We start from the raw sequence: 23730 nt of genomic DNA, 5'->3' as shown, positions 1-23730 counted from the left end.
GCGGTGACACACGTGTACAGCACTTATTCCGAAGAAACATTGATGAAACTGATTTGTCAGTGTGATGAAGAATTGGCGTTTCGCGAGCTGTACAGGCGGCACGCCAGGCTCCTCGTTCATATTGCTATAAGGAAGACAGGCTTAAAATCTATCGCCGAAGATCTGGTTCAGGAGACTTTTGTGAAATTCTGGCTGGGCAGGAACAAGTTTGACATCCAGAAAAACATCCAGGCTTACCTGAATGGCATGTTGAAAAACAACATTATCAATTACTTTCATCAGGAGCAGAAAAAAAGAACGACCACATTCCTGGATGACGACGAAGTGCTTGATAATGATACCAGTGAATATCTGGAATTTAATAATCTTCATGAATTTTATGAGCAGTCGCTGCTCAAACTTCCGCAGAAGTGCCGTGAAGTTTTTATCCTCAGCCGGAAAGGCTATTCCATCAAAGAAATTGCGGCCTCTATGGAAATTTCTGAGAAAACCGTTGAAGCGCATATCAGCAAAGCATTAAAAATCCTGCGTGTAGAAATGAAGGATTACATCGCATTTGCCGTGCTTTTCCTCCCATTAATTTGACTTATCCTATTTTTTAAAAAAAAATTTACATTCGGACTAAGGGTTGCGCGGGCATTTCATAGACTGTACTATTGAAACCTTTTAATAAGTGTAAAACTTACACCTAATGAAGCACCCTAAACCTTCATCCGAAATATTAGGAAAATACCTGACCGGCTCATGCAGCGAAGCGGAAAGCCGGGAAGTGAATGATTGGTATCAGAGTCTGGACGCTGAACATCCCGAACTCTGGACCGGCGCCGAAGAGGAAAATCTGTACAACCGCATTCAGGTGCATATTGCGGAGCAGGAAAAGATGCATTTGCAGCCGGCGCCGGTGGCTACGTTCTGGACATACGCGCTTCGTATTGCGGCTGTGTTATTTGTAGGCTTAGGGATTGCTTATTTTTTCTATTCCAAACCAAATAAAACGGTTTCTGAAACGAAAACGCCTGTTTCTGATTGGGTGAGTTTTAGTAATCAGGAAAAGAAAGTAACCCGGTACACGCTGCCCGACAGCAGCACGGTATGGCTGAGTCCGGGCGCTACATTATCCTATAGGAAGGCTTTCAACGAGCGAAAGGTTCGGTTCTCCGGGGAAGGTTTTTTCGACGTGAAGCCCGACAAGCTGCATCCATTCGAGATATTTTCGGGTGAAATGAAAACCCGGGTTTTGGGAACCAGTTTCAATGTGCGTGCGAATGCGGGTGAAGCAACTTGCCAGGTTACGGTGGTAACGGGCGTGGTGGAGGTGGAATCGGTGAAAGAGAAAAAACCGGTGGTTTTGCGGCCAAAGCAACAAGTGGTTTTTGCCAAAAACAGCAGTGCTTTAACAGTGAAAACATTGGTGGAAAATCGTGAAACAAAGGAAATATGGCAAAGCGTCTCGCTGGTTTTCGACGAAGTGCCCATGGACGAGGTGGCAGAACGGTTGGGAAAAATTTTCAAGGTCAACATTGAATTCAAGGATCCGCAGATCAAAAAGTGCCGGTTGAAAGTGGATTTCAACAACCAGCGGCTTCCCGAAATTCTGGATATGATCGATGTTTTATTAGGAACAAATTATCAGATGGAGGGAGATAAAATTACGTTTGGCGGCGAAGGCTGCGATTGAACAGCAGGATAGTTATTGCTAACATTTTAACCAATTCAATGTAAACTTATGAAAAAACCTTTTCATCCACGGCATGGATTGCTACCCAAAATCATGCGACTGACGATCTACCAATTATTATGTATCGGCCTGTGCTCGGCAATGGCCTTTGCGCATAAGTCACCAGCCCAGGAACTCCTCAGCAAAGGGGTGACGCTGGAATTGAAGAATGTGACTTTAAATGAAGCATTGATAAAAATCGAGAATGAAACGAAGGTGAAATTCGCCTATTCGAGCAACCTGGTGAGTTTGCAGCATATCGTGAGCATTGATGCCAACAAGGAAAAGCTCGACGCGGTGCTCGACAAGCTACTGACGCCACTGGCCATTGCCTACCGCGTCAAAAACAACCAGATCGTTTTATCCAGGTCAACCAAAAAAACCACATTGCTGCAAGCCCCGGCAGAACCGGATGTAGCACCGGTGGTGGCGGACATTACGGTAAGAGGAACGGTCAAGACGCCTGAAACCAATGAGCCGTTGCCGGGTGTTAGCATTATTTTAAAAGGAACCCAGAGAGGAACAACAACCGACGTTTCCGGTAATTTTCAGCTGGATGTTCCGGATGGCGATGCGGTGCTGATCTTTTCCTTTGTGGGCTATCTATCTCAGGAAGTGACTGTTGGCAATGCTACGGATCTAAAAGTTGATTTGATTCTGGATACAAAAGCGCTTGATGAAGTGGTGGTTGTAGGTTATGGAACGCAGAAGAAATCGACATTAACTGGTTCCATTGCATCGGTGAAAGGAAGCGAAATTGCGGAAAATCCGGTTCCTAACATTTCCAACTCCATCGCAGGAAGAGTGGCCGGTGTAAGCATGCGGCCTAACGGCGGGCAGCCTGGCAATGACTCCCCGCAGATCTACATCCGGGGCATAGGAACAACGGGAAATAACCGCCCGCTGGTTGTTGTGGACGGGATTATCCGGGACAATGTAAACCAGATCGATCCGGGTTCTATTGAGACGGTCACTGTTTTGAAAGATGCGGCGGCAGTTGCGCCTTACGGTTTGGGCGGCGCCAATGGCGTTTTGCTCATCACCACCAAAAAAGGTGCAACAGGCGCTCCAACATTAACATTGAGCAGTTACTACGGAACGCAAACACCGACTTATTATCCCAAACTGCTGAGTGCACAGGATTATATGCGGCTCAAAAACGAGGCATATCTAAACGAAAATCCAACCGGAACGCAGCTGCCATTTGCGACAGACCTCGTTGAAAATTACATCAACCTGAACCGCGAAGACCCCGACAAATATCCGATCAGCAACACCAAGGAACTCGTGAACATGAATGCGCCCATGCAGAATTATGCATTGCAGCTCAGCGGTGGATCGGATCGTATCAAGTATCAAACCGGTCTTGGATTTCTGAAACAAAACGGAATGTTTGACCCCGTGAAATATTCGCGTTACAGCTATAACATTAACATTACTGCCGAGGCAACCAAAACCACAACCGTTTCCCTTTCGCTGATCGGTGCAGTGGAGCGCATTTCTTCGGTGGACACGGCGGTTTCAGCGGCGAACCTGTTCCGGAATGGTTTCAAATACATTCCTACACGTAGCCTTTATTACAGCAATGGTTTGTGGGGAGAATTTGCAGGAAACTCGCCGGTGGGCATTTTGAATGCGGGTTATACCAAAAACAATAACTCGACACTGCTGACCACGATCGCCATTGAGCAGAAGTTGCCTTTCATCAAAGGTCTGAGTGTAAAAGGAACATTCAGTTATGATCCCATGACGCGAACCAAAAAAGGATATCACAAGCCCTTTTACTATTACACCCAGGACCTGAACACAACGCCTTACTCTTACAAACGGGAAATTTCCACGTCCGAAGGTGGCGCGGCGGCATTCTCCTGGCTGGCGCAACAGTTTATCAAAACCCAAACGTTTACATATCAGGGTTACCTCAATTATCACCATACATTCGGCAAGCACGACTTCACAGGATTACTCGTAGCGGAAGCCCGGAACAATACTTACGAGTTGTTTTCGGCACGCCGGAACAACTTCGCAGTGGACGTGGATGAGCTGAACATGGGAAGTTCGAACAAGAACGATTTTGACAACGGCGGCACGTCGTCGACCGGCAGCCAGATCGGTTATGTGTATCGTGTGGGCTATGCTTATGCAGGCAAATATTTGCTGGAAGCGTCGGGTCGTTATGACGGACATTATTATTTTGCGCCTGGTAAAAGATGGGGTTACTTCCCGGCATTCTCAGCGGGTTGGGTAGTTTCGGAAGAAGCTTTTCTCAAAAATTCAGTAAGCTGGGTGGATAACCTCAAAGTGCGCGGATCTTGGGGTAAATCAGGCAACCTGGCTGGTACGGCTTTCCAATATCTGACAGGCTACAACCTCAATGGCAACGCCTACGCATTCGGAACAGGTTCTATGGTGCAGGGCGCAATTGTTCCTAATGAGGCCAATCAAAACATTACCTGGGAAATTTCCACGAAAACCGACATTGGAATTGAAGCCGCATTCTGGCGTGGCATGCTGACATTGGAAGCCGATTATTTCCATGAAAAACGCACGGGAATGTTGTTGCCTCCGGCGGTAAGCGTGCCTGTGGAATACGGCCTGGCGCTCGCGGACGAGAACGGCGGGATTATGGAAAACAATGGTTTTGAAGTAAGTGCAGGCACAAATCACCGTCTTTCAAATGGATTGCGCCTGGGCCTTAATGCCAATGTGAGCTTTGCCAAAAATAAAATGATCAAGGTTTACGAAACGGCTGCCACGCGGAACAATCCCAACCGCAGCCGCACAGGCCGACCGCTCGGAACGCAGTTTGGCTACAAAACAATGGGCATTTTCAGCACCGACGACGACACCAATGATGACGGGGTGATCAATGCTGCGGACGGTTATAACATTACGCAATTCGGAACGCTGCGTCCGGGCGACATTCGCTATGCCGATATCAGCGGGCCAAACGGCACGCCCGACGGGAAAATCGATTCCAATGATGAAACCGTTATTGGTAACCCGGTTTACCCTTTCCTGACTTACGGATTAAATGCCACAGCAAGCTGGAAAGGCTTTGACGCAAACCTGTTCTTCCAGGGATCTTCCATGGCCGACCTCGATATCCGCCAATTCCAGACCATTCCGTTCAATAACAACAACAGCAATTCCAGCTACGAATATTACGACAACCGCTGGACGCCCGAAACGCAGGATGCCCGTTACCCGCGCGCAACCCAGGCGCCTTACGCCAATAACACGCAGCTGGCGGATTTCTGGATGCAGAACACGAACCATATCCGCTTGAAAACGGCCATAATCGGCTACACACTTCCGGTTAGTCTCACAAAAGCAATCAAGATCCAGAATGTACGGATTTATGCATCGGGACAAAACTTGTTCACAGCCAGCAAGATGAAGTTTATGGACCCGGAAGTGGGCGCAACGGATCGTGAGACGGCTTATCCGAATCAAAAAGTGTATGTCTTCGGGCTAAATGTGACATTCTGATTTTAAAAAATTGATAAAAACATGATGAAAAATATCAAACAAATCGTTTTTGCCGCAGCGCTCGGAATGTGCCTGACCACGTCCTGTAAGGAAGACTTTCTGGAAAATCAGATCAAAAGCAGGCTTACCGACGACATTCAATGGGCGTCCGAAGGAAATGCCGATCTATTCCTGAACGACATTTACAGCGCGCTCTCAAACAAATGGAACTCGCCGGATAATCTGGATAATTTCACCGACGACAACGATGCCGGTTTTTACTGGAAATCATACAGCTGGCGGCAAGGGATTGTGGACCCCGCTGTGAACCAGGGAACGCCCATGGACCATGCCAATGCCAATGCAACCGATTATGCATCCTGGGGCGCGGGCTTTACCAAAATCAGGAAGTGTAATCTGTTTCTTGAAAAAATAACCGAGAATGCGGCCAATTTTTCCGAGGCTTACATCAAGAAGCGCACCGATGAAGTCCGGTTTTTACGTGCCTACTATTACAGTGAGCTTTTTATGCACCTGGGCGGGCTGCCGATCATCACGGCCACGCTGGACCGTAATAAAATGAGTGAAGAAGAACTTTATAATGAGCGCAGTACATTTGAAGAAACATTCAATTTCATTACTACGGAACTGGATCAGATCGTGACCAACAAGTTGCTGCCAGCTAAATACAACGGCGGCGATGCGGATGCCGGCCGGGCCACATTAGGCGCTGCGCTTGCTTTGAAAGGCTGGCTGGAATTGTATGCGGCAAGTCCGGCATTCAACACGGCCACGCCGCCATCAGGCGCCGATCCTAAGAAATTGATCGCGTTCGGAAACTTCGATGCAAAGCGCTGGGAAAAAGCCGCTGCAACCAATAAGAAGTTTATGGACACATTTGGCACGCAGTATGCCCTGTTTTCGGATGTTTCTGCGCTTTGGTGGGAAAAAAATGAGTACAATTCCGAGATCATCTGGGACCGGCAGATTGTGCCGGTGATCATGGGCTCGAACTACGAGCAATATGGCGGCCCGGTCTGGATAGACGGCGTCTATTACACCTGGGGTAACTATTGTCCGACACAGGAATTGGTCGACCAGTTTGCCATGGCCAATGGAAAGCCGATTACGGACCCGTCTTCCGGCTACGATCCGCAAAAGCCTTATGTTAATCGCGAAAAACGTTTTTACGACTTTATTGTGTACGATGGCGCCCCTTACAAGCAGGATTGGATGGCAAAAGTGGACACCATTTTCACGCGGATAGATAAGGTTAAGCCCTCTAAAAATCAGATCGATTTTGGAACGGATGACGTGGGTAATACCGGTTATTATTTCAAAAAGAAGATCAATCCATTGAAACCGCGGGGGGGTGCGCAGAGCGGGCAAAACTTCGTTTACTATCGTTATGCCGAAGTGCTGCTAAATTATGCCGAAGCCCAAAATGAAGCTGTCGGTCCTGACGCATCCGTATATGCTGCCGTCAACGCAATCCGCAAGAGATCCAATTTGCCGGAGCTTGCCGCTGGCCTGACCAAGGACACCATGCGCCAGGCCATCCGTCGCGAACGGCGGGTAGAGCTGTGTTTTGAAACTAAGCGATTCTATGACATTATCCGCTGGGTGATCGCCGAGGACGTCATGAACAAAGATTTCCACGGCATGAAAATCACAAACTCATCGCCTGCCGACAATAAAGGCAAATGGGTTTACGAAGTTGTAGGATTAAACCATCCGCACGTTTTTACCAAGAAAATGTACATGAACCCGATCCCGCAGCCCGTGATCGACCAAAACAAAAAGATCGTACAAAATCCTGGTTATTAAGTTTTTAGATTCCAAAACAAATGGCCCGGTTTGCTGAAAAAGCAGGCCGGGCTTTTTTTGTTCAACCCAAAAATCCATGATAAGGAAATAGTACAATTTATGAACGACGCTTTTTGTCTTCTTTGGATATTTTGCATTATACCACATTGTGTCATTTTAACACTTTCGATTAATTTCGAACATTTGCTTTTCGCCTTCGCAATCGTTCCCGGTAACGTGTGCAGAAATAAAATCGAAAATTGTCTTGCTTAACACATTCGGTCTAAATAGACTTGAACAGGGTTTCTATTGTACTTTATCAATGGATAATCGAAGTTGTATTGAAATAGTTATATTTTAAATCATTCGATGAATATGGCAAGGGCTTTTCTACTTTTTCTATTTCTTTTGGCCATGTCCTTATCCGGCACTGCGCAGAACCGCCAGTTAAAGGGTGTCGTGACCGATGCAGCCTCCAAAGAGCCAATGGCAGGCGTTTCCGTTCTCATTGCGGGAACAACCCAGGGAACCACAACGGATGTAGCAGGTAAGTTTTCGCTTAACGTCCCGGCAGACGGTAAATCGATCATTATCAGCTACGTAGGATTTATGAAGCAAACCATTGAGATTGGCAATCGCTCCTCTTTGGAAGTTGCTTTGGAGCCGGATGTGAAGGCGCTGGAAGATGTGGTCGTGGTGGGTTATGGTGAGCAAAAGCGGTCGCACTTGACGGGTGCCATAGCAACTGTAAAAATGAACGAGCTGGATGAGCTGCCCGTAGGCGACATTTCATCCGCATTGGTTGGAAAGCTGCCGGGCGTTTCGGTAAGCGGAGGTTCAGCGCGGCCCGGCACCCCGGCGTCCATTGTGATCCGTAATCCTACAAAAGCTTCAAAAGATGGCGGCAGCAATTCACCCCTGTTTATTATCGATGATGTAATTCGTACGGAAGCAGATTTTCAGCTGCTGGATGCATCGGAAATTGAAAACTTGTCTATTTTAAAAGATGGAGCTGCGGCTGTGTATGGAGCCAGGGCAGCATTGGGCGTAGTTGTCGTGCGCACCAAACGCGGGAAAGCGGGCAAACCGCAGGTGAATTACACAACAACTTTTGGTATGTCGGAAGCAACAGACCGCTCCAAAATGATGAACGGCGTACAGCTAGCCACTTACCTGAACGATTTTAACAAAACCAGAGGACTGGCAGCAAACGACCCGGAATTCTACTCACCGGACGAGCTCGACCATTTCAGAAATAACAATTACGACTGGTTTGATATGGCCTGGAAACCATCATTCAACACCAGGCATGCACTCAATATCAGCGGGGGAACGGATCGGGCTACATTCTTTGCCGGGGCAACGTATTTTGCACAGAACGGAAACGTCGACAACATTAGTTACAAGAAATGGAATTTCCGCGCGAGCAGCGATGTCAAGATCACCAAAAACCTGAAAGTGGGATTGGGCGTGAGCGGTAACTTGTCTGATAATAAATTATTTTACCTCAAACAGGGCGGAGAGAATGTAGAGAAGGATGTAACAAATCTTCTGAATACACCCCAATTTATACCGCCATATGTAAACGGACTGCCTGTTTTGCTTCCAGGCGGCTCCAACTCAACCGGTTTCCACTTTTTCGAAGCACAAAAACTTAATAACTATACCCGCGCCAGAAATGTCGTGCTCAACATTAATGCGTATCTGGAATACAATGTGCCTTTTGTTCAAGGTCTTAAAGTACGCGGGGTTTACAACAAAAACCTCGGCAATGATTGGGGAAAACAGTTTGGTACATATTATAAAACGTACGGCTTTGCTATGCAGGGTGAAAACCGGCACATTTACGGCGGTACGCCCAATGCGCCCACCAGGCTAAACAATGGCGACCGGCTAAGATTTAATCCAGGCTTCTCAGAGTCTTACCAAATGAATGTGAACCTGAGTTATGCACGCGATTTCGGCAGACATTCCATCAGCGCCCTGGCATTGGTAGAGCAATCGGAAATTTACTCGGAAAGCATTGCCACATTTAAAGAAGGCATTTTTGAAGGCGGCAATGACTATTTAATGTCCGCGCTTGGGGCCAAGGATATCGGTCCTAACACTGCGAATGAAAGCGGCATTCTTTCTTATGTCGGCAGGCTGAATTATAGTTTTGCAGAGCGCTATTTGCTCGAATTATCCTTCCGCCGCGACGCCTCCACCAAGTTTGCTCCCGAATATCGCTGGGGCACATTCCCGCAGGTTTCGGCTGGCTGGGTTTTGTCGGAGGAGAATTTATTTAAAGAAAAACTCAGCTTCATCAACTTTCTGAAACTACGCGCTTCCATCGGATTTCTGGGTGGCGACCGTACGGCAAACTGGCAGTGGCTGCAACGTTACACGCCCCAGGCTTCCAATGGAGCCGTTTTCGGAGGAAACAGCGACCGGACGGTTGGTATAAAGCTTGAAAAACTGCCCAACTATTTTGGCCGCTGGGATGATGTTACCAAGAAAAACATCGGCCTCGATGCATCGTTCCTGAACAGCAGGCTTACAACCGGTTTCGATTTCTTCCATGACCACGGCTATAATCTGCTTACCACGTTATCCTCTTCTGTCCCGCTGACCATTGGTTCGGTGATGCCATCAGAAAATTACGAGACCATTAATTCTTTTGGATTTGAATTCTCAACCGGTTGGAGCAGCAAAATCGGCAAGAGTATTGATTATAATATCAATGGTTTCCTGGCCTGGAACGATAACCGCAACATACTCGTGGACGTGGCGCCTACCAACATTGGAACCTGGCAAGATCCGACCGGCCTTTCGGGCGACAGGGGAATTATGGGCTATCATTACCTGGGCATGTTTCGTTCACAGGGCGAAGTGGACCAGTTTCTTGAACAAAATAACGATTACACGATCTTCGGCAGGGCGCCGATGCCGGGCATGCTTTATTACAAAGACATCCGCGGGCCGCGCCAGACGGATGGCAGCTATGAAGCGCCCGATGGCAAGATTACCGAAGACGACATGGATTATCTAACCAATAAGGAGAACAATCACTACAACTTCGGGTTCTCTCTTGGCATTGGTTACAAAGGATTCAAGCTCGATGTGGTGACGGCCGGATCATTTGGTGGTCAGGGTATGGTGGATGGAGATGCACGCAAAAAAGCAGCCGTGGACGTTTCCCGCCCTGTTTTCTGGGCCGATCATTACACACCTGAAAACCCGGATGCTGCTTATCCGGACCCTTATTATGATGATACTTATTCAGTTGCGTCGTCATTCTGGTTCAGGGATGCATTTGTTTTCCGCATGCGCAGTATGAATTTGTCTTATAGCATTGGACAAAATATTTCAAAGAGGCTGGGCGTGAGCGGATTGAAGATTATCGGAGTGGCGATGAACCCGTTCAATTTCTACAATCCGTACGATTATAAAGGCTCGGTAGGCGCATATAATGTGTATCCGCTGATGAAAACGTGGTCATTGGGATTAAATCTTACTCTTTAAAACTGACTGAAATGAAACTGCAACATATTTTTTTATTGACAGCTGTTTTAATTGCTTCGGGCTGCGAAAAAGTGCTCGACAAAACAGACCTTTCGGCATTCAACGAAGAGCAGGTTTTTAATGATACGCTGCTTGCGAGAGGCTATGTGGATTATGTTTATGACCAAAATCTGCCCGTATGGCCAACTGGTGATTTCCTGAAAGCAACCGACGAAATTTCAGGCGAAACGCGTTTTTTCGAAGGGACTGTCCAGGTTAACACCGTCGCCGATTTCGGGACTTCTGTGAGTGCGACCAATAATTATGGGAAGATCCGCTCTATCAATCAGTTTTTGGTAAAAATGCCTTCCAGTGCACTTAGTGAAGGTTACAAAAAGCAATTGATGGCGCAGGTTTCATTCTTCCGCGCTTACCGTTACTTTGATCTTGTGCAACTTTATGGTGGCGTTCCGCTGGTGCTGGAACCGCTTGGCGCGATAGGAGAAGAAGAAAAAGAGCAGGCCGCTATTCCCAGAAGCAGCACATCTGAAAGCATTCAGCAAATTGTTACCGACCTCAATTTCAGCATTGAAAACCTGCCCGGCAAATGGAACGATTCAAATGACTGGGGCCGGATCACGAGCGGCGCTGCGGCTGGTTTCAAAGGCAGGATCTTACTGCATTATGCAAGCCCGCAATTCAACCCAAACGATCTTCCCGAACGCTGGCAAGCTGCTTATGATGCTAACAAACAAGCCATTGACTTGCTGAAAGCGAATGGTTTTGGACTACATCAAAGTTTTAAAGATCTGTGGTTTACCGAGGCAAACAATCCCGAGGCTGTGTGGGTTACGTGCTACAACAATAAAGTGGGGGATCAAATCAATAAAAATCAAACCTGGGATAACAACACGCGCCCATCTTATCTGGGAACGGGAAGCGGTTCCAACCAGCCGACCTGGGAAATAGCGCAAGCGTTCCCCATGAAAAATGGTAAAAATATTGAAGAAAAAGGTTCAGGCTATGATCCGAAGCTATTTTACAAAAACCGCGATCCAAGATTTGAGAACACCATTGCCTACAACGGCGCCACCTGGCACATTAACGGCAACACCAATTACAAACTCTGGACCTATTTTGTAAACAACAAAACCGTAGAACAAAAAGCCACGGTGAGCGGCTTCTACGTCCGCAAAGCCATCGATCCAAACTTACCAACCGGCGCGGTCGCTAACAGCGGAACCGACTGGATAGAAATGCGTTTTGCCGAAGTAATGCTCAATTTCGCAGAAGCAGCCTGCGGGATCAACAAGCTTGACGAGGCCTACACGCAACTAAAAGAGATCAGGAAAAGAGCCGGCATCGACCCGGGAGCCGACGGTTTTTTCGGCCTGACCCCAAAAATGACCCGTGCACAAATGTTCCAGGCGCTCTTGCGCGAAAGACAGATAGAGCTCGCCTTCGAAGGAAAACGCTTCTGGGACCTCCGGCGCTGGAAACAGTTTGAAACCAAGCTAAACGGCAAACGCAGGACGGGCGTGACGATCAATCTGAAAACCTCAGCCATATCGCCCGAAGATTTCGCAGCGCGACGTGACGGCATGAGCCTGGATTCGGTTTACCGCAATTACATGGAAATCGTCCCCAAAGAACTGGACACGAAATACGTGATCAACTGGCTGCCGGAATATTACTTTTTCGCCATCCCAAGCACAGCACTAACAAACAACGCAAAACTGGAACAAAACATCGGCTGGCCTTCTGGGACGTTTGATCCGCTGAGGTAAGCCCATAAGCGGAGCGCCGGGTGGTCGAAGTGCTAGCACAACGACCGCCAACAACCCAAAAAGCAAAACCAACGATAACAAACATGATATCACTAAAACAACTCCCATTCCAAATCCTAACCGCCCTAACGCTGCTAACACCCGCCGCCTACGCTCAATATCCCAAAATCCCCGCAGCGGCGCAAAAAACCAGTGATTCGCTGTTGAAGGCTGCGATGTGGAAATCGGAGATTGCCTGGCAGAAGGCTTGGCCTATCATTGAGCAGGAGGCGAAAAATGGCAAACCTTACATTCCCTGGGCGGCCAGGCCGGTGGATCTTCCGCAGTCGGATATTCCGGCTTTTCCGGGTGCAGAGGGCGGTGGCGCTTATAGTTTTGGCGGTCGGGGTGGTAAGGTTTATGTGGTGAAAAGTCTGGCGGATAGCGGGCTCGGGACATTGCGTGACGCTTGCGAACAGGGTGGTGCGCGCATCATCGTTTTCAATGTAGCAGGGATAATTAAACTTAAAACACCGCTCATTATCCGCGCTCCCTACATTACCATTGCCGGGCAGACTGCACCGGGCGACGGCGTTTGTGTGGCGGGTGAAACGGTTTGGATCAATACGCACGATGTTGTGATCCGGCATATGCGGTTCCGCCGCGGTGAGACATTCGTGGGCCGTCGCGACGATTCCATCGGTGGCAACCCGATTGGTAACATTATGATCGACCATGTTTCCGCGAGCTGGGGTTTAGATGAGAATATGTCTATGTATCGTCACATGTACAACGACAGCACCGGCGTTGCTGAACAGAAGCTTCCAACCGTGAACATTACGATTCAGAATTCAATCTTTTCTGAAACGCTTGATACCTGGAACCACTCGTTCGGCAGCACGCTGGGTGGAGAGAATTGTACGTTTATGCGCAATTTATGGGCTAATAACGCTGGTAGAAATCCTTCCATCGGATGGTTTGGGATTTTTAATTTTACTAATAACGTGGTTTTCAACTGGGTGCACCGCTCCATTGATGGCGGCGATTACCGCGCGATGTATAACATTATCAACAACTATTTCAAACCTGGTCCGCAGACGCCGAAGGATTCGCCAATTGGTCACAGGATCGTGAAGCCCGAAGCTGGCAGAAGCAAGTTAGGTTACCAGGTTTACGGCCGCGCCTATGTGCATGGCAATATTATGGAGGGTTTTGACGCGGTCACGAAGGACAACTGGAATGGCGGAGTGCAGGTTGAAGAACTGCCCAATACTGGGAAATACAGGGATAAGATGAAGTGGGACCAACCATTGCCGATGCCCCAATTCCCGATTATGAGTGCCAAAGAATCATTCGATTACGTGCTCTCTAACGCTGGCGCAACGTTGCCCAAACGCGATCCGGTGGATACGCGAGTGACGACACAGGTCAGGACAGGGAAGATCAATCCGATCGATGGTGTTACTTTGCCTAAAACTCAATTTGAACACCGCCGCTTGCCTATCGATTCTTACAAAAACGGCATTATCACAGACATTTCGCAAGTAGGCGGCTATCCCGAATACAAAGGAACGCCATACAAAGATTCGGACGACGATGGCATGCCGGATGATTGGGAAGTAAAATACAGTCTCAACCCAAATGATGCTTCGGATGCACAAAAAGACATGAGCGGGGACGGTTATGCCAACATTGAAAAATTCATCAATGGCATTGATCCGAAAAAGAAAACAAATTGGAAAGACCCTAAGAATAACCACGATACGCTGGCTTCATTAAAGGAACCGTCTAACAAAAAATAAGATTTTGAAGGTTAAGGACTGCATAAAAAAGGTGATTGTTTGGAATACAATCCTGTCTATGACGGGGTTGTATTTGTTTATGCCTAATGGTGCCATTGGCCAGAAAAAAATGAAATTACCATCTCCCGTTGCGATGGGAGAAGATGGGAAACTGCATTACGCCCCGGATTCGCTGGGCAACCGCATTGTAGACTTCTCCTATGCAGGCTATATGGCTGGTAATAAGCAAATTCCTGATGTCCCGATCAAAGTCGTCGTGCCGGCAAAGGTGGGCGATGCAACTTTACGCATTCAGTCAGCCATTGATTATGTGGGTTCTTTACCGCCGGAAAAAGACGGGTTTCGTGGAGCTGTGTTGCTCGAAAAAGGCGAGCATACGATATTGGGAGGGCTTTTTATCAGAAAATCCGGCATTATAATACGCGGGAATGGGACAGTAGACAACAAAACAACATTGGTCGGCGCAGGGCTTTCACGGGAAACGATCTTAACCGTGTTAGGTTCAAATGATCCTGAAATAGGGAATCTTGGTGAAGTTAATGATGAATACGTGCCGGTTAATGCATTGACTTTTAATGTAGTAAATGCTGCTGATTTTAAAACGGGCGACCGGATTCAGATCCGGCGTCCATCCACGAAAGCTTGGATACGGTTACTCAAAATGGAGGAGTTTGGTGGCGAAACCGGCTGGCTTGGCTGGAAACCCGGGCAGCGGGATATTGTTTGGGACCGCACCATTACAGCCATTTCCCGAAACCAGATCACCATTAATGCGCCGCTCACAACGGCTTTGGACAAAAAATATGGCGGTGGATTCATCACAAAATATGACTGGCCGGGCCGCATAAGCCAGGTTGGCATTGAAAACCTTTGCATTGAATCCACATTCGATAGCACAAACCTGAAAGACGAAGAACATCGCTGGATGGGGGTAAGAATGGAAAATGTAGAGAATGCGTGGGTGAGGCAAGTGCATTTCAAAGGCCTCGCCGGATCGGCCGTCGCGCTTTTTGAAACAGCTTCCCAGGTTACGGTCGAGGATTGTAAGTCGCTGATGCCTGTTTCTGAAATTGCGGGGCAGCGGCGGAATACATTTTACACACAAGGGCAGCTTACGCTTTTTCAAAGGTGCTATGCTGAAAATGGTTTTCATGATTTTACCACGGGTTACCGCGCTGCCGGACCTAATGCATTTGTGCAGTGCGAGTCGGTTCAGCCGTTTGGGTTCAGTGGAACGGCGGATAGCTGGGCTTCCGGTGTTTTGTTTGATAATGTGGTTGTCGATGGTCAGGCATTAAGCTTCAAAAATCGCGGCCAGGATGGCCAGGGAGCGGGCTGGACTGCGGCTAACAGTGTTATGTGGCAATGTTCGGCGTCGCGGGTAGAAAATGTCAGTCCGCCGGGGGTAACCAATTTTGCATTCGGGATCTGGGCTGAATTTGCGGGGGATGGGTTTTGGGAGAATGTCAATGAGCACATCAAGCCGCGCAGTTTGTATTTTACACAACTATCGGAACGGATTGGGAACGAGGCACTTTCCAATGCTGCCCTAATGCCAAAAGAATCCGAAGCGTCCAGCAGCCCAAGCATTCAGCAGGCAGCAGAGCTGACAGCGAAATCCAATGTTTCCGCAGCATCACTTGCCGACTGGATCGATTCAGCGAAAGACCGAAACCCCATTCCTGTAATTGCCGGCAATGTTAAAACCATTGATGAAATTGGAATAAAAACTCCGATAAAAAAGCAAAATCTACCACCGTTAACCATCCAAAATGGATGGCTGGTACGCGGAGAACAGGTTGTTACCGGAAACCGTCAGGAGGTTCCCTGGTGGCGCGGAAGCATTCGTCCGCACGATGTGGCGCAAGCTAAACCGCATATAACCCGGTTCGTTCCCGGGCGATCCGGCGCTGGTTTGACCGACATTCCCGAAGCCATGACGGACTCACTATTGGCTAAAAATATAACAGTGCTGGATCATAATTATGGCCTCTGGTACGACCGCCGCCGTGACGATCACGAGCGCATCCGGCGCATTGACAGCGAAGTATGGCCCCCATTTTACGAACAACCGTTCGCCAGAAGCGGTAAAGAAACGGCATGGGACAAGCTCAGCAAATATGATCTTTCGAAATACAATGCATGGTATTGGACACGACTTAAAGAGTTTGTACAACTGGCTGACCAAAAAGGACTGGTGCTTTATCATCAAAACTATTTTCAGCATAACATTCTGGAAGCAGGCGCGCATTATGCTGATTTCCCCTGGCGTTCCGCCAACAATATCAATGCAACCGGCTTTCCGGAGCCGCCACCTTACGCGGGTGATAAGCGGATTTTTATGGCAGAGCAATTTTACGACATTGAAAATCCCCAGCGCAGGGCCATTCACACCGCATACATTCGCAAATGCCTCGAAAATTTCGCCGATCAAAGCGGCGTCATTCAATTTATCGGTGCTGAATACACGGGGCCGCTGCATTTCGTCAAATTCTGGCTGGATGTGATTGCTGACTGGGAAAAAGAAACGGGCAAAAATGCATTGGTCGCGCTGAGCACAACGAAGGATGTGCAAGACGCAATTCTGGCCGAGCCTGGTTATGCCAAAATCGTGGACATCATTGACATTCGTTACTGGCATTTACGCGAAGACGGCACATTTTACGCACCGGAAGGCGGCAAAAATCTGGCGCCCAGACAACACGCCAGGTTGCAGAAGACTGGCAAAATTTCCTTCCATTCGATTTATAAAGCAGTACTGGATTACCGTTGGAAATATCCTGAAAAAGCAGTGCTTTACTCAGCAGGAAATTATGATTCAAATGCATGGGCCGTCTTTCTGGCTGGCGGATCCATCAGTGCAATTCCACGAATTTCTGATGGTTTTTTAAATGATGTTTCAAAGATGAAGCCAGATTCTTCGGATGGATACAGGTTGTTTAATACGGAATATGGGGCCATTATTTATAAAGAAACCGCTACAAGCTTTAATCTGGATCTAAGCGGTTTTAAAGGCAATTTCCTCCTGCGGCGCATTGATCCGACGACAGGAAAATGGATAGGAAAAACAGATAACATTAAGGGAGGGAAATCAATTAAAATAGGCCAGACGGCGCAAGCAACGGCTGGTCCGGTGGTTTTTTGGATAACTAAAAAATGATCATGCACACAAAGAACCAGATCTATTTATTGTTGATTATCTTGATCGGAATGAGTGCGTGTTCAAAGCACAGCATTGGCCCGGCCGTGCTGAAAGCGGAGCATTACAGGCATCATGTGGAGCATTTCAACCGGATGGAGGATGAAAATAAGGTCAATGCGATTCCTAATGCGCAGTCCTGGGACTGGATGAAAGCCAACATTCCGCTGTTCGACTGTCCGCAGGATAATTTTCAGGAGATCTATTATTACCGCTGGTGGACATTCCGGAAACACATTCACAAGACCCCGCAAGGCTTTATTATCACTGAATTTCTGGGCGACCGCAATTACGCAGACAAGTATAACATGATCAGCTGCGCACTCGGACATCACATATACGAGGGCCGCTGGCTGCATAACCAGCAGTATCTGGACGATTATGTGCATGTGTGGTTTCGAGGAAATGAAGGCGGCAGGATGAAAAAATTGCTCACATTCAGCAGCTGGACGGCCGATGCGCTTTATAATCGCTATAAGGTGAATCGGAACAAAGCATTTGTGCTGGACATGCTGCCGGATCTGCAATCGGAATATCAGGCTTGGGAAAAAGACCGCCGCACGGTTTCCGGGCTTTTTTGGCAAACGGATGTAAAAGACGGCATGGAAGAGTCGCTCAGCGGCGGCCGGAGAGAGCAAAATGCAAGGCCGACTATTAACAGTTACATGTATGGAAATGCAAAGGCAATCGCTCAGATCGCACATTTGAAAGGGGATTCCGCCACCAAAGGCTTTTATCAGTCAAAGGCAGACACTTTGAAAAAACTGATCATAGAAAAGCTCTGGAACCCTGAAACCGGGTTTTTTGAAACAGTGAAAAAGGGTGGCAGCGGAGCATTTGCTGGCGTCCGGGAGGCGATTGGTTATATTCCGTGGTATTTTAATTTACCCAATGAAAAGCACGATGAAGCCTGGCAGCAAGTAATTGATCCTAAGGGTTTTCGCGCGCCATTCGGGCTCACAACCGCAGAGCGGAGGCACCCGGATTTCCGCACGCATGGCTGTTGCAAATGCGAATGGGACGGTGCAGTCTGGCCATTTGCCACTTCGCAAACATTAACCGGAATGGCCAACCGGATGAATGCCAGCGAGAACAAAACTTTGACAGACACCACTTATTTCAGATTAATGGAGCTATATGTGGAGTCGCAATATTACCGTGGGAAGCCCTATATCGGCGAATATCTGGATGAAACGACGGGTTACTGGCTCAAAGGCGATCAGGAAAGGAGCAGATATTACAATCATTCTACATTCAACGACCTCATTATTTCTGGTCTGGTTGGGCTTCGACCGAGGGAAGACGACACCATTGAAATCAACCCGTTGATCCCGCAGGAAAAGTGGGATTGGTTTTGTCTGGATAATGTGCTTTATCATGGCAACGTATTGACGATCATATGGGATGAAGATGGGAATCATTACAAAAAAGGAAGAGGATTGCAAGTTTTGGTTAACGGTAAAAAAGCAGGCTCATCAGAAAAAATCGAAAGATTATTGATTAAACAAATATGAAAAAACACCTAATTCCCATCGCCGCATTCCTACTATGCCTCACAGGCATCGCGAAGGCCCAAATTTTTAAGGACGGCATCGTCACCGACGACTTTATTTTCGAAAAAACCTCTTTCCCCGAAAGCCACGCGTCCACCATCGCGGAAACGCCTGACGGGCTCGTAAGCGCCTTTTTCGGAGGAACAAAAGAGCGCAATCCCGACGTCGGAATCTGGGTAAGCCGCCTCGAAAGTGGCAAATGGACAGCACCAGTGGAAGTTGCAAATGGTATTGTGAACGACACATTGCGTTATGCATGCTGGAATCCGGTCTTGTATCAGGTTCCAAAAGGCGAACTGATGCTTTTTTACAAAGTAGGCCCCAATGTTGCTGGATGGAAGGGATTCCTGATCACGTCCAGGGACAACGGAAAAAGCTGGTCGAAACCAACCGCATTGCAGGAGGGGTTTCTAGGTCCTATCAAAAACAAGCCCGTTTTGCTTGCCAATGGAGAACTATGGTGTCCATCGAGCACGGAAGGAAAAGATGGGTGGCGCGTTCATTTCGAAGTAACACCCGACTTTGGCAAAACGTGGCGGAAAGTAGGGCCTATTAACGATGGAAAAACCATTAATGCAATCCAGCCCAGCATTTTGATACATGCCAATGGTGATTTGCAAGTCCTATGCCGCAGCCGAAATCGCGCCATTGTTGAATCCTGGTCGAAAGACAGCGGGAAAACTTGGTCTGAAATGAAGGAGTCGAATTTGCCCAACAACAATTCGGGAACGGATGCGGTAACATTGAAAGATGGCCGTCAATTACTGGTTTATAACCACGTTCTGCCTCCGGGAACAGAAGCAAAAGGGCCACGGACGCCTTTGAATGTGGCGATTTCGAAAGATGGCAAAAATTGGGAAGCAGCGCTGGTTCTGGAAGATTCGCCCATCAGTCAGTATTCGTATCCTTCTGTTATTCAGTCTGATGACGGTATGGTACACATTGTATACACCTGGCGCCGCGAGCGCCTCAAATATGTGAAAATTGATCCCTCTAAATTGAAGGGAAAAGCCATTAGCGAAGGAAAATGGCCGTTATCAAATGTGAGCAGCAAATGATGGAACGACGCAAATTTCTCGTACTAGCAACATTGTCCGGCGTCTTTTTGCCATTTGCACCGATGCTGCTGGCGAAGGGCAAAAAGCAGCGTTATAAAATTGCAGTCATTGATCTGATGATCCTGAAACGACAGAAATTGAGCGCTTTACCATTGGCTAAGGAAATCGGAGCGGATGGTTTGGAGGTGGATATGGGTGGATTGGGCAATCGGCCCACATTTGATAACAAACTGGTTGATCCTGAGGTCAGGAAGCAATATCTGGATAAAGCAAAAGAGCTAAATCTTGAAATCTGCTCGCTGGCCATGACTGGATTTTATTCCCAATCATTCGCTAAACGGGACGGGATTGAAAAAACAATCGGCGATTGCATTGAAACTATGAAGCAGATGGACATTAAAACTGCTTTTCTTCCCATGGGCGTGCAAGGCGACTTGGTGAAAAATCCTGAATTGAGGCCTCAAATTATAGAACGACTGAAACGGATCGCGCCGATGGCTGAAAAAGCGGGCGTGGTGATCGGCATTGAAACGGCACTCAGTGCGGAGGACGAAGTGAAGCTGTTGAATGAAGTCGGCTCGAAGGCGATTCAGATTTATTTCAATTTTTCCAATGCGTTGGAAGCCGGTCGGGATGTGAGCGAAGAGTTGCAGATTTTGGGCAAAAACCGCATTTGCCAGATCCACTGTACGGATAAGGATGGCGTTTGGCTTGAAAAAAACACGCGACTGGATATGAAAAAAGTGAAGGCCACATTGGATAAAATGGGCTGGAAAGGCTGGCTGGTGATCGAACGCTCGCGAGACGCATCAAAACCGCAGGACGTCAAAGGGAATTTTGGCGCTAACACCACATTCATGAAATCTGTTTTTCAAAACGCATAACTAACGCAATGACTATGAAATTGAAACAAATTTTGATGTGCATAGGACTGCTCGCTTGCCCGCTTTTGAAAGCACAAAGCCAGCCCGACAGCGAACAAGCTTACATTGCAACTGTCACAAAACGCTCCGATAAAATCCTGGCTGAACTCCAAATTGCTGATTCTGTGAAGTATAAGCGGGTTAGGGAAATCATGGTGAAGCAGTATTCTGATTTAAATAAATTGCAGAAAAGCGAAGAACAGACCGAACAAAAACGGGCTGAACTGCATAAACATTACGTGTCGCAGCTTGCATCGCAACTTACACCCGCGCAAGTTGAAAAAATCAAGGACGGCATGACCTATGGCGTTTTGCCTGTGACCTATAAAGCTTATACAGACATGATCCCTACATTGAAAGATGAAGAAAAGTCGCAGATAATGAGCTGGTTAACCGAAGCCAGAGAGCTGGCAATGGATGGTGGATCTTCCGAGGAAAAGCACAAGGTGTTTGGTAAATACAAGGGAAGGATTAACAATTACCTATCCGGACGCGGCTACAATATTCAGGAGGAGCGCAAAAACTGGGAAGCGCGCATGAAAGCATTCAAATCAAACGGAAGGTAAATGTCCATACTGCCCCGTTCTCTGATCTCATTTTTCCTCTGTTTATGTCTCATTAAGAGTGCATTAGCACAGACACTTTCTCCGGAAACCTACAATGTCAAATGGACTAGCCAGAGTAAGAATTCCGGTGAATCGATGCCTGTCGGAGGTGGTGACATGGGTTTGAATGTATGGCTGGAAAAGGGCGATGTTCTATTTTATTTATCCAGAAGCGGAGCGTTTGACGAGAACAATATTTTTCCAAAACTGGGACGGGTTCGGGTAACGCTTTCTCCTAATCCATTTACTGATGGAGCGACGTTTCGGCAGGAGTTGAAACTGCAAGAAGGATCTGTTGAGATCGCTGGTAAGTCTGGTAATCAAGAAGTTGTCCTGAAAATTTGGGTTGATGTTTTCAATCCGGTTGTGCATGTCGATGTGGCTGGTAATAAGCCTGTTCAGGTCAATGCCTGGTATGAAAGTTGGCGTACACATGATAGGGAGTTGCAAGGGCGGGAAAAGAATGCAAGTTCTTTTAAATGGCTGAAAGATAAAGTGATAGCTTCAAAAGATATCGTTAATGCGCATGAAAACGGAATCCTTTTTTACCATCAAAATAAGGATTCAACATTGTTTGATCTGGCGGTAAAGCAGCAGCAATTGGAACCGGTGGAGTCGCAGCTTTGGAACCCGTTGAAAGGAATGGTTTATGGCGGTTGGATGCAGGGTGAAAACATGGTTCCTGACGTGGCCAACGGACAATTGAAAACGGTTTCAGGGAAATATGTGAATACGCCATTTCTGGGATTTGGTTTGAAAAGCAGGGCAGCTGCGAGAGCACATCATTTAAATGTTTTTCTCCATATCGAGGAAAATAGCGATGCGGAGAAATGGAAAAGCGGACTGTCAAAAATCGTTTCAAAAGCCGAAAGCGAGAAAAAAACAGCCAGGCAGAAAACATTGGATTGGTGGAATGCCTATTGGCGGCGAAGCCACATTGCGATCAATGTTGAGAAGCCGGATCCAGCTTCCCCGATCTGGCAGGTTGGGCGTAATTATCAGATTTTCAGGTATATGCTGGGCTGCAATGCTTTTGGCGCTTATCCAACCAAATTCAACGGCGGACTTTTTACACACGATCCGGTTTTTATCGATTCAACATTAACATTCGGGCCGGATTACCGGAGTTGGGGCGGAGGAACATTTACCGCGCAAAATCAGCGGCTGGTATATTGGCCCATGCTCAAAAGCGGGGATTTTGATATGATGTCCTCACAATTTGACTTTTACCTGCGGACATTATCAAATGCCGAAACACGCACAAAACATTACTGGGGGCACCAGGGAGCATCTTTTACTGAGCAGATCGAAAATTTTGGCTTGCCTAATTATGCTGAATACGGGCAAAAGCGGCCCAAAGATTTTGATTCCGGCGTGGAATATAATGCCTGGCTGGAATATCTCTGGGACACATCTCTGGAATTTTGTCTGATGATGCTTGACATTGAGCGCTTTACAGGCTCGGATATCAGCAAATATCTGCCGCTGATCGAAAGTTGCACAGTATTTTTCGATGAACATTATCAGTATCTGGCGGAGAAGCGGGGAGTCAAAAAACTGGATCAAAACGGACATTTGGTGATTTTTCCGGGTTCAGCAGCAGAGACTTACAAAATGACATATAACTCCGTTACGACGGTCGCGGGCCTGAAAACGGTGCTTTCGCGAATGCTCGCATTGCCTGCAAAATACGGCACGGACGCGCAGCGGAAAGAATGGGCGGCACGGCTGGGCAGGGTGCCGCCGCTAAGTTTTCGTCAAATGCAGGGACACCAGACGATTGCTCCGGCCAGGGCTTGGGAGCGGATCCAAAACACCGAAATCCCGCAGCTTTACCCCGTTTTTCCTTTCGGAATGTACGGCGTAGGCTTGCCGGACCTGCAAGTGGCGGTGAACACCTGGAAATATGACACGGAAGCCATTAAGAACCGAAACCACACCAGCTGGCATCAGGACAATATTTTCTGCGCAAGACTGGGGTTAACGGAAGAAGCAGCTGCCCTCGCAGTAAAGAAGTTACAAGATTCCGGACGGAGATTTCCGGCATTTTGGGGGCCGGGACACGACTGGGTTCCCGACCACAATTGGGGCGGTTCGGGCATGATCGGTTTGCAGGAAATGTTGATGCAGACCGTTGGCGATTCGATCTATCTTTTCCCGGCATGGCCAAAAGATTGGAATGTGAAATTCAAGCTGCATGCACCTTATAAAACAACGGTCGAGGGTGAGTTGCAGAACGGCAAATTAGTGCATTTGAAAGTGACGCCGGAATCGCGGAGGAAAGATTTGGTTATCGCTGAACTCTTGAAGTAATAGCTGAGTAACGACGCTTTCTAATTTTTTGAAA

At 47.6% G+C, this 23730-nt stretch carries 13 protein-coding genes; all 13 read left to right on the top strand.

What is annotated here, in order from left to right; all coding sequences use genetic code 11:
* The first annotated feature begins 3 nt into the window (after nt 1-3).
* The 13 genes from NFI81_RS08150 (at nt 4) to NFI81_RS08090 (ending at nt 23696) form a co-directional block, all read left to right on the top strand.
* Nucleotides 4-585 carry an RNA polymerase sigma-70 factor gene (locus NFI81_RS08150; protein ID WP_234612998.1) on the top strand — a complete coding sequence of 194 codons (582 nt, stop codon included), beginning with the start codon at nt 4-6 and terminating at the stop codon, nt 583-585.
* 106 nt (nt 586-691) lie between these two features.
* A complete protein-coding gene (locus NFI81_RS08145; protein ID WP_234613000.1) occupies nt 692-1678 on the top strand; it encodes a FecR family protein in 987 nt (328 codons plus the stop codon).
* A gap of 48 nt (nt 1679-1726) precedes the next feature.
* Nucleotides 1727-5209 carry a TonB-dependent receptor gene (locus tag NFI81_RS08140; protein ID WP_234613001.1) on the top strand — a complete coding sequence of 1161 codons (3483 nt, stop codon included), beginning with the start codon at nt 1727-1729 and terminating at the stop codon, nt 5207-5209.
* Between the two features lie 21 nt (nt 5210-5230).
* Nucleotides 5231-7015 carry a RagB/SusD family nutrient uptake outer membrane protein gene (locus NFI81_RS08135; RefSeq protein WP_234613002.1) on the top strand — a complete coding sequence of 595 codons (1785 nt, stop codon included), beginning with the start codon at nt 5231-5233 and terminating at the stop codon, nt 7013-7015.
* Nucleotides 7016-7369: 354 nt separating this feature from the next.
* Nucleotides 7370-10498: a SusC/RagA family TonB-linked outer membrane protein gene (locus tag NFI81_RS08130; RefSeq protein WP_234613003.1), complete on the top strand. Its 3129-nt coding sequence runs from the start codon at nt 7370-7372 to the stop codon at nt 10496-10498.
* 11 nt (nt 10499-10509) lie between these two features.
* Nucleotides 10510-12264, top strand: a complete 1755-nt coding sequence (locus tag NFI81_RS08125) for a RagB/SusD family nutrient uptake outer membrane protein (protein WP_234613004.1) — start codon at nt 10510-10512, stop codon at nt 12262-12264.
* Between the two features lie 83 nt (nt 12265-12347).
* Entirely contained in the window at nt 12348-14045 is a 1698-nt protein-coding gene (locus NFI81_RS08120; RefSeq protein ID WP_234613005.1) for a pectate lyase family protein, read from the top strand.
* A gap of 109 nt (nt 14046-14154) precedes the next feature.
* Entirely contained in the window at nt 14155-17205 is a 3051-nt protein-coding gene (locus tag NFI81_RS08115) for a DUF6298 domain-containing protein (protein WP_234613006.1), read from the top strand.
* 2 nt (nt 17206-17207) lie between these two features.
* Complete coding sequence (locus tag NFI81_RS08110; protein ID WP_234613007.1) at nt 17208-18758, top strand: MGH1-like glycoside hydrolase domain-containing protein; 1551 nt, start codon at nt 17208-17210, stop codon at nt 18756-18758.
* Nucleotides 18755-19855: a sialidase family protein gene (locus NFI81_RS08105; protein WP_234613008.1), complete on the top strand. Its 1101-nt coding sequence runs from the start codon at nt 18755-18757 to the stop codon at nt 19853-19855. The genes NFI81_RS08110 and NFI81_RS08105 overlap by 4 nt, the downstream gene beginning before the upstream one ends.
* Nucleotides 19852-20739, top strand: a complete 888-nt coding sequence (locus NFI81_RS08100) for a sugar phosphate isomerase/epimerase family protein (protein WP_234613009.1) — start codon at nt 19852-19854, stop codon at nt 20737-20739. The genes NFI81_RS08105 and NFI81_RS08100 overlap by 4 nt, the downstream gene beginning before the upstream one ends.
* Before the next feature lie 14 nt (nt 20740-20753).
* A complete protein-coding gene (locus NFI81_RS08095; RefSeq protein ID WP_234613011.1) occupies nt 20754-21344 on the top strand; it encodes a DUF3826 domain-containing protein in 591 nt (196 codons plus the stop codon).
* Nucleotides 21345-23696 (top strand): DUF5703 domain-containing protein, encoded by a 2352-nt coding sequence (locus NFI81_RS08090; protein WP_234613012.1) that lies wholly within the window; start codon nt 21345-21347, stop codon nt 23694-23696.
* The last annotated feature ends 34 nt before the right edge of the window (nt 23697-23730 follow it).

Origin of the sequence: Dyadobacter fanqingshengii (assembly GCF_023822005.2) — a bacterium.
GTDB classification, from domain to species: Bacteria; Bacteroidota; Bacteroidia; order Cytophagales; family Spirosomataceae; genus Dyadobacter; species Dyadobacter fanqingshengii.
The sequence above is the reverse complement of the archived record's forward strand: the minus strand, read 5'-3'. Positions and strand labels throughout refer to the sequence as shown.

Bases quoted from the DNA above. Each gene is read 5' to 3' on its own strand.
- NFI81_RS08130 (WP_234613003.1), top strand. From the start codon at position 7,370: ATGGCAAGGGCTTTTCTACTTTTTCTATTTCTTTTGGCCATGTCCTTA.
- NFI81_RS08120 (WP_234613005.1), top strand. From the start codon at position 12,348: ATGATATCACTAAAACAACTCCCATTCCAAATCCTAACCGCCCTAACG.
- NFI81_RS08145 (WP_234613000.1), top strand. From the start codon at position 692: ATGAAGCACCCTAAACCTTCATCCGAAATATTAGGAAAATACCTGACC.
- NFI81_RS08095 (WP_234613011.1), top strand. From the start codon at position 20,754: ATGAAATTGAAACAAATTTTGATGTGCATAGGACTGCTCGCTTGCCCG.
- NFI81_RS08090 (WP_234613012.1), top strand. From the start codon at position 21,345: ATGTCCATACTGCCCCGTTCTCTGATCTCATTTTTCCTCTGTTTATGT.
- NFI81_RS08135 (WP_234613002.1), top strand. From the start codon at position 5,231: ATGATGAAAAATATCAAACAAATCGTTTTTGCCGCAGCGCTCGGAATG.
- NFI81_RS08115 (WP_234613006.1), top strand. From the start codon at position 14,155: ATGAAATTACCATCTCCCGTTGCGATGGGAGAAGATGGGAAACTGCAT.
- NFI81_RS08105 (WP_234613008.1), top strand. From the start codon at position 18,755: ATGAAAAAACACCTAATTCCCATCGCCGCATTCCTACTATGCCTCACA.
- NFI81_RS08110 (WP_234613007.1), top strand. From the start codon at position 17,208: ATGCACACAAAGAACCAGATCTATTTATTGTTGATTATCTTGATCGGA.
- NFI81_RS08100 (WP_234613009.1), top strand. From the start codon at position 19,852: ATGATGGAACGACGCAAATTTCTCGTACTAGCAACATTGTCCGGCGTC.
- NFI81_RS08125 (WP_234613004.1), top strand. From the start codon at position 10,510: ATGAAACTGCAACATATTTTTTTATTGACAGCTGTTTTAATTGCTTCG.
- NFI81_RS08140 (WP_234613001.1), top strand. From the start codon at position 1,727: ATGAAAAAACCTTTTCATCCACGGCATGGATTGCTACCCAAAATCATG.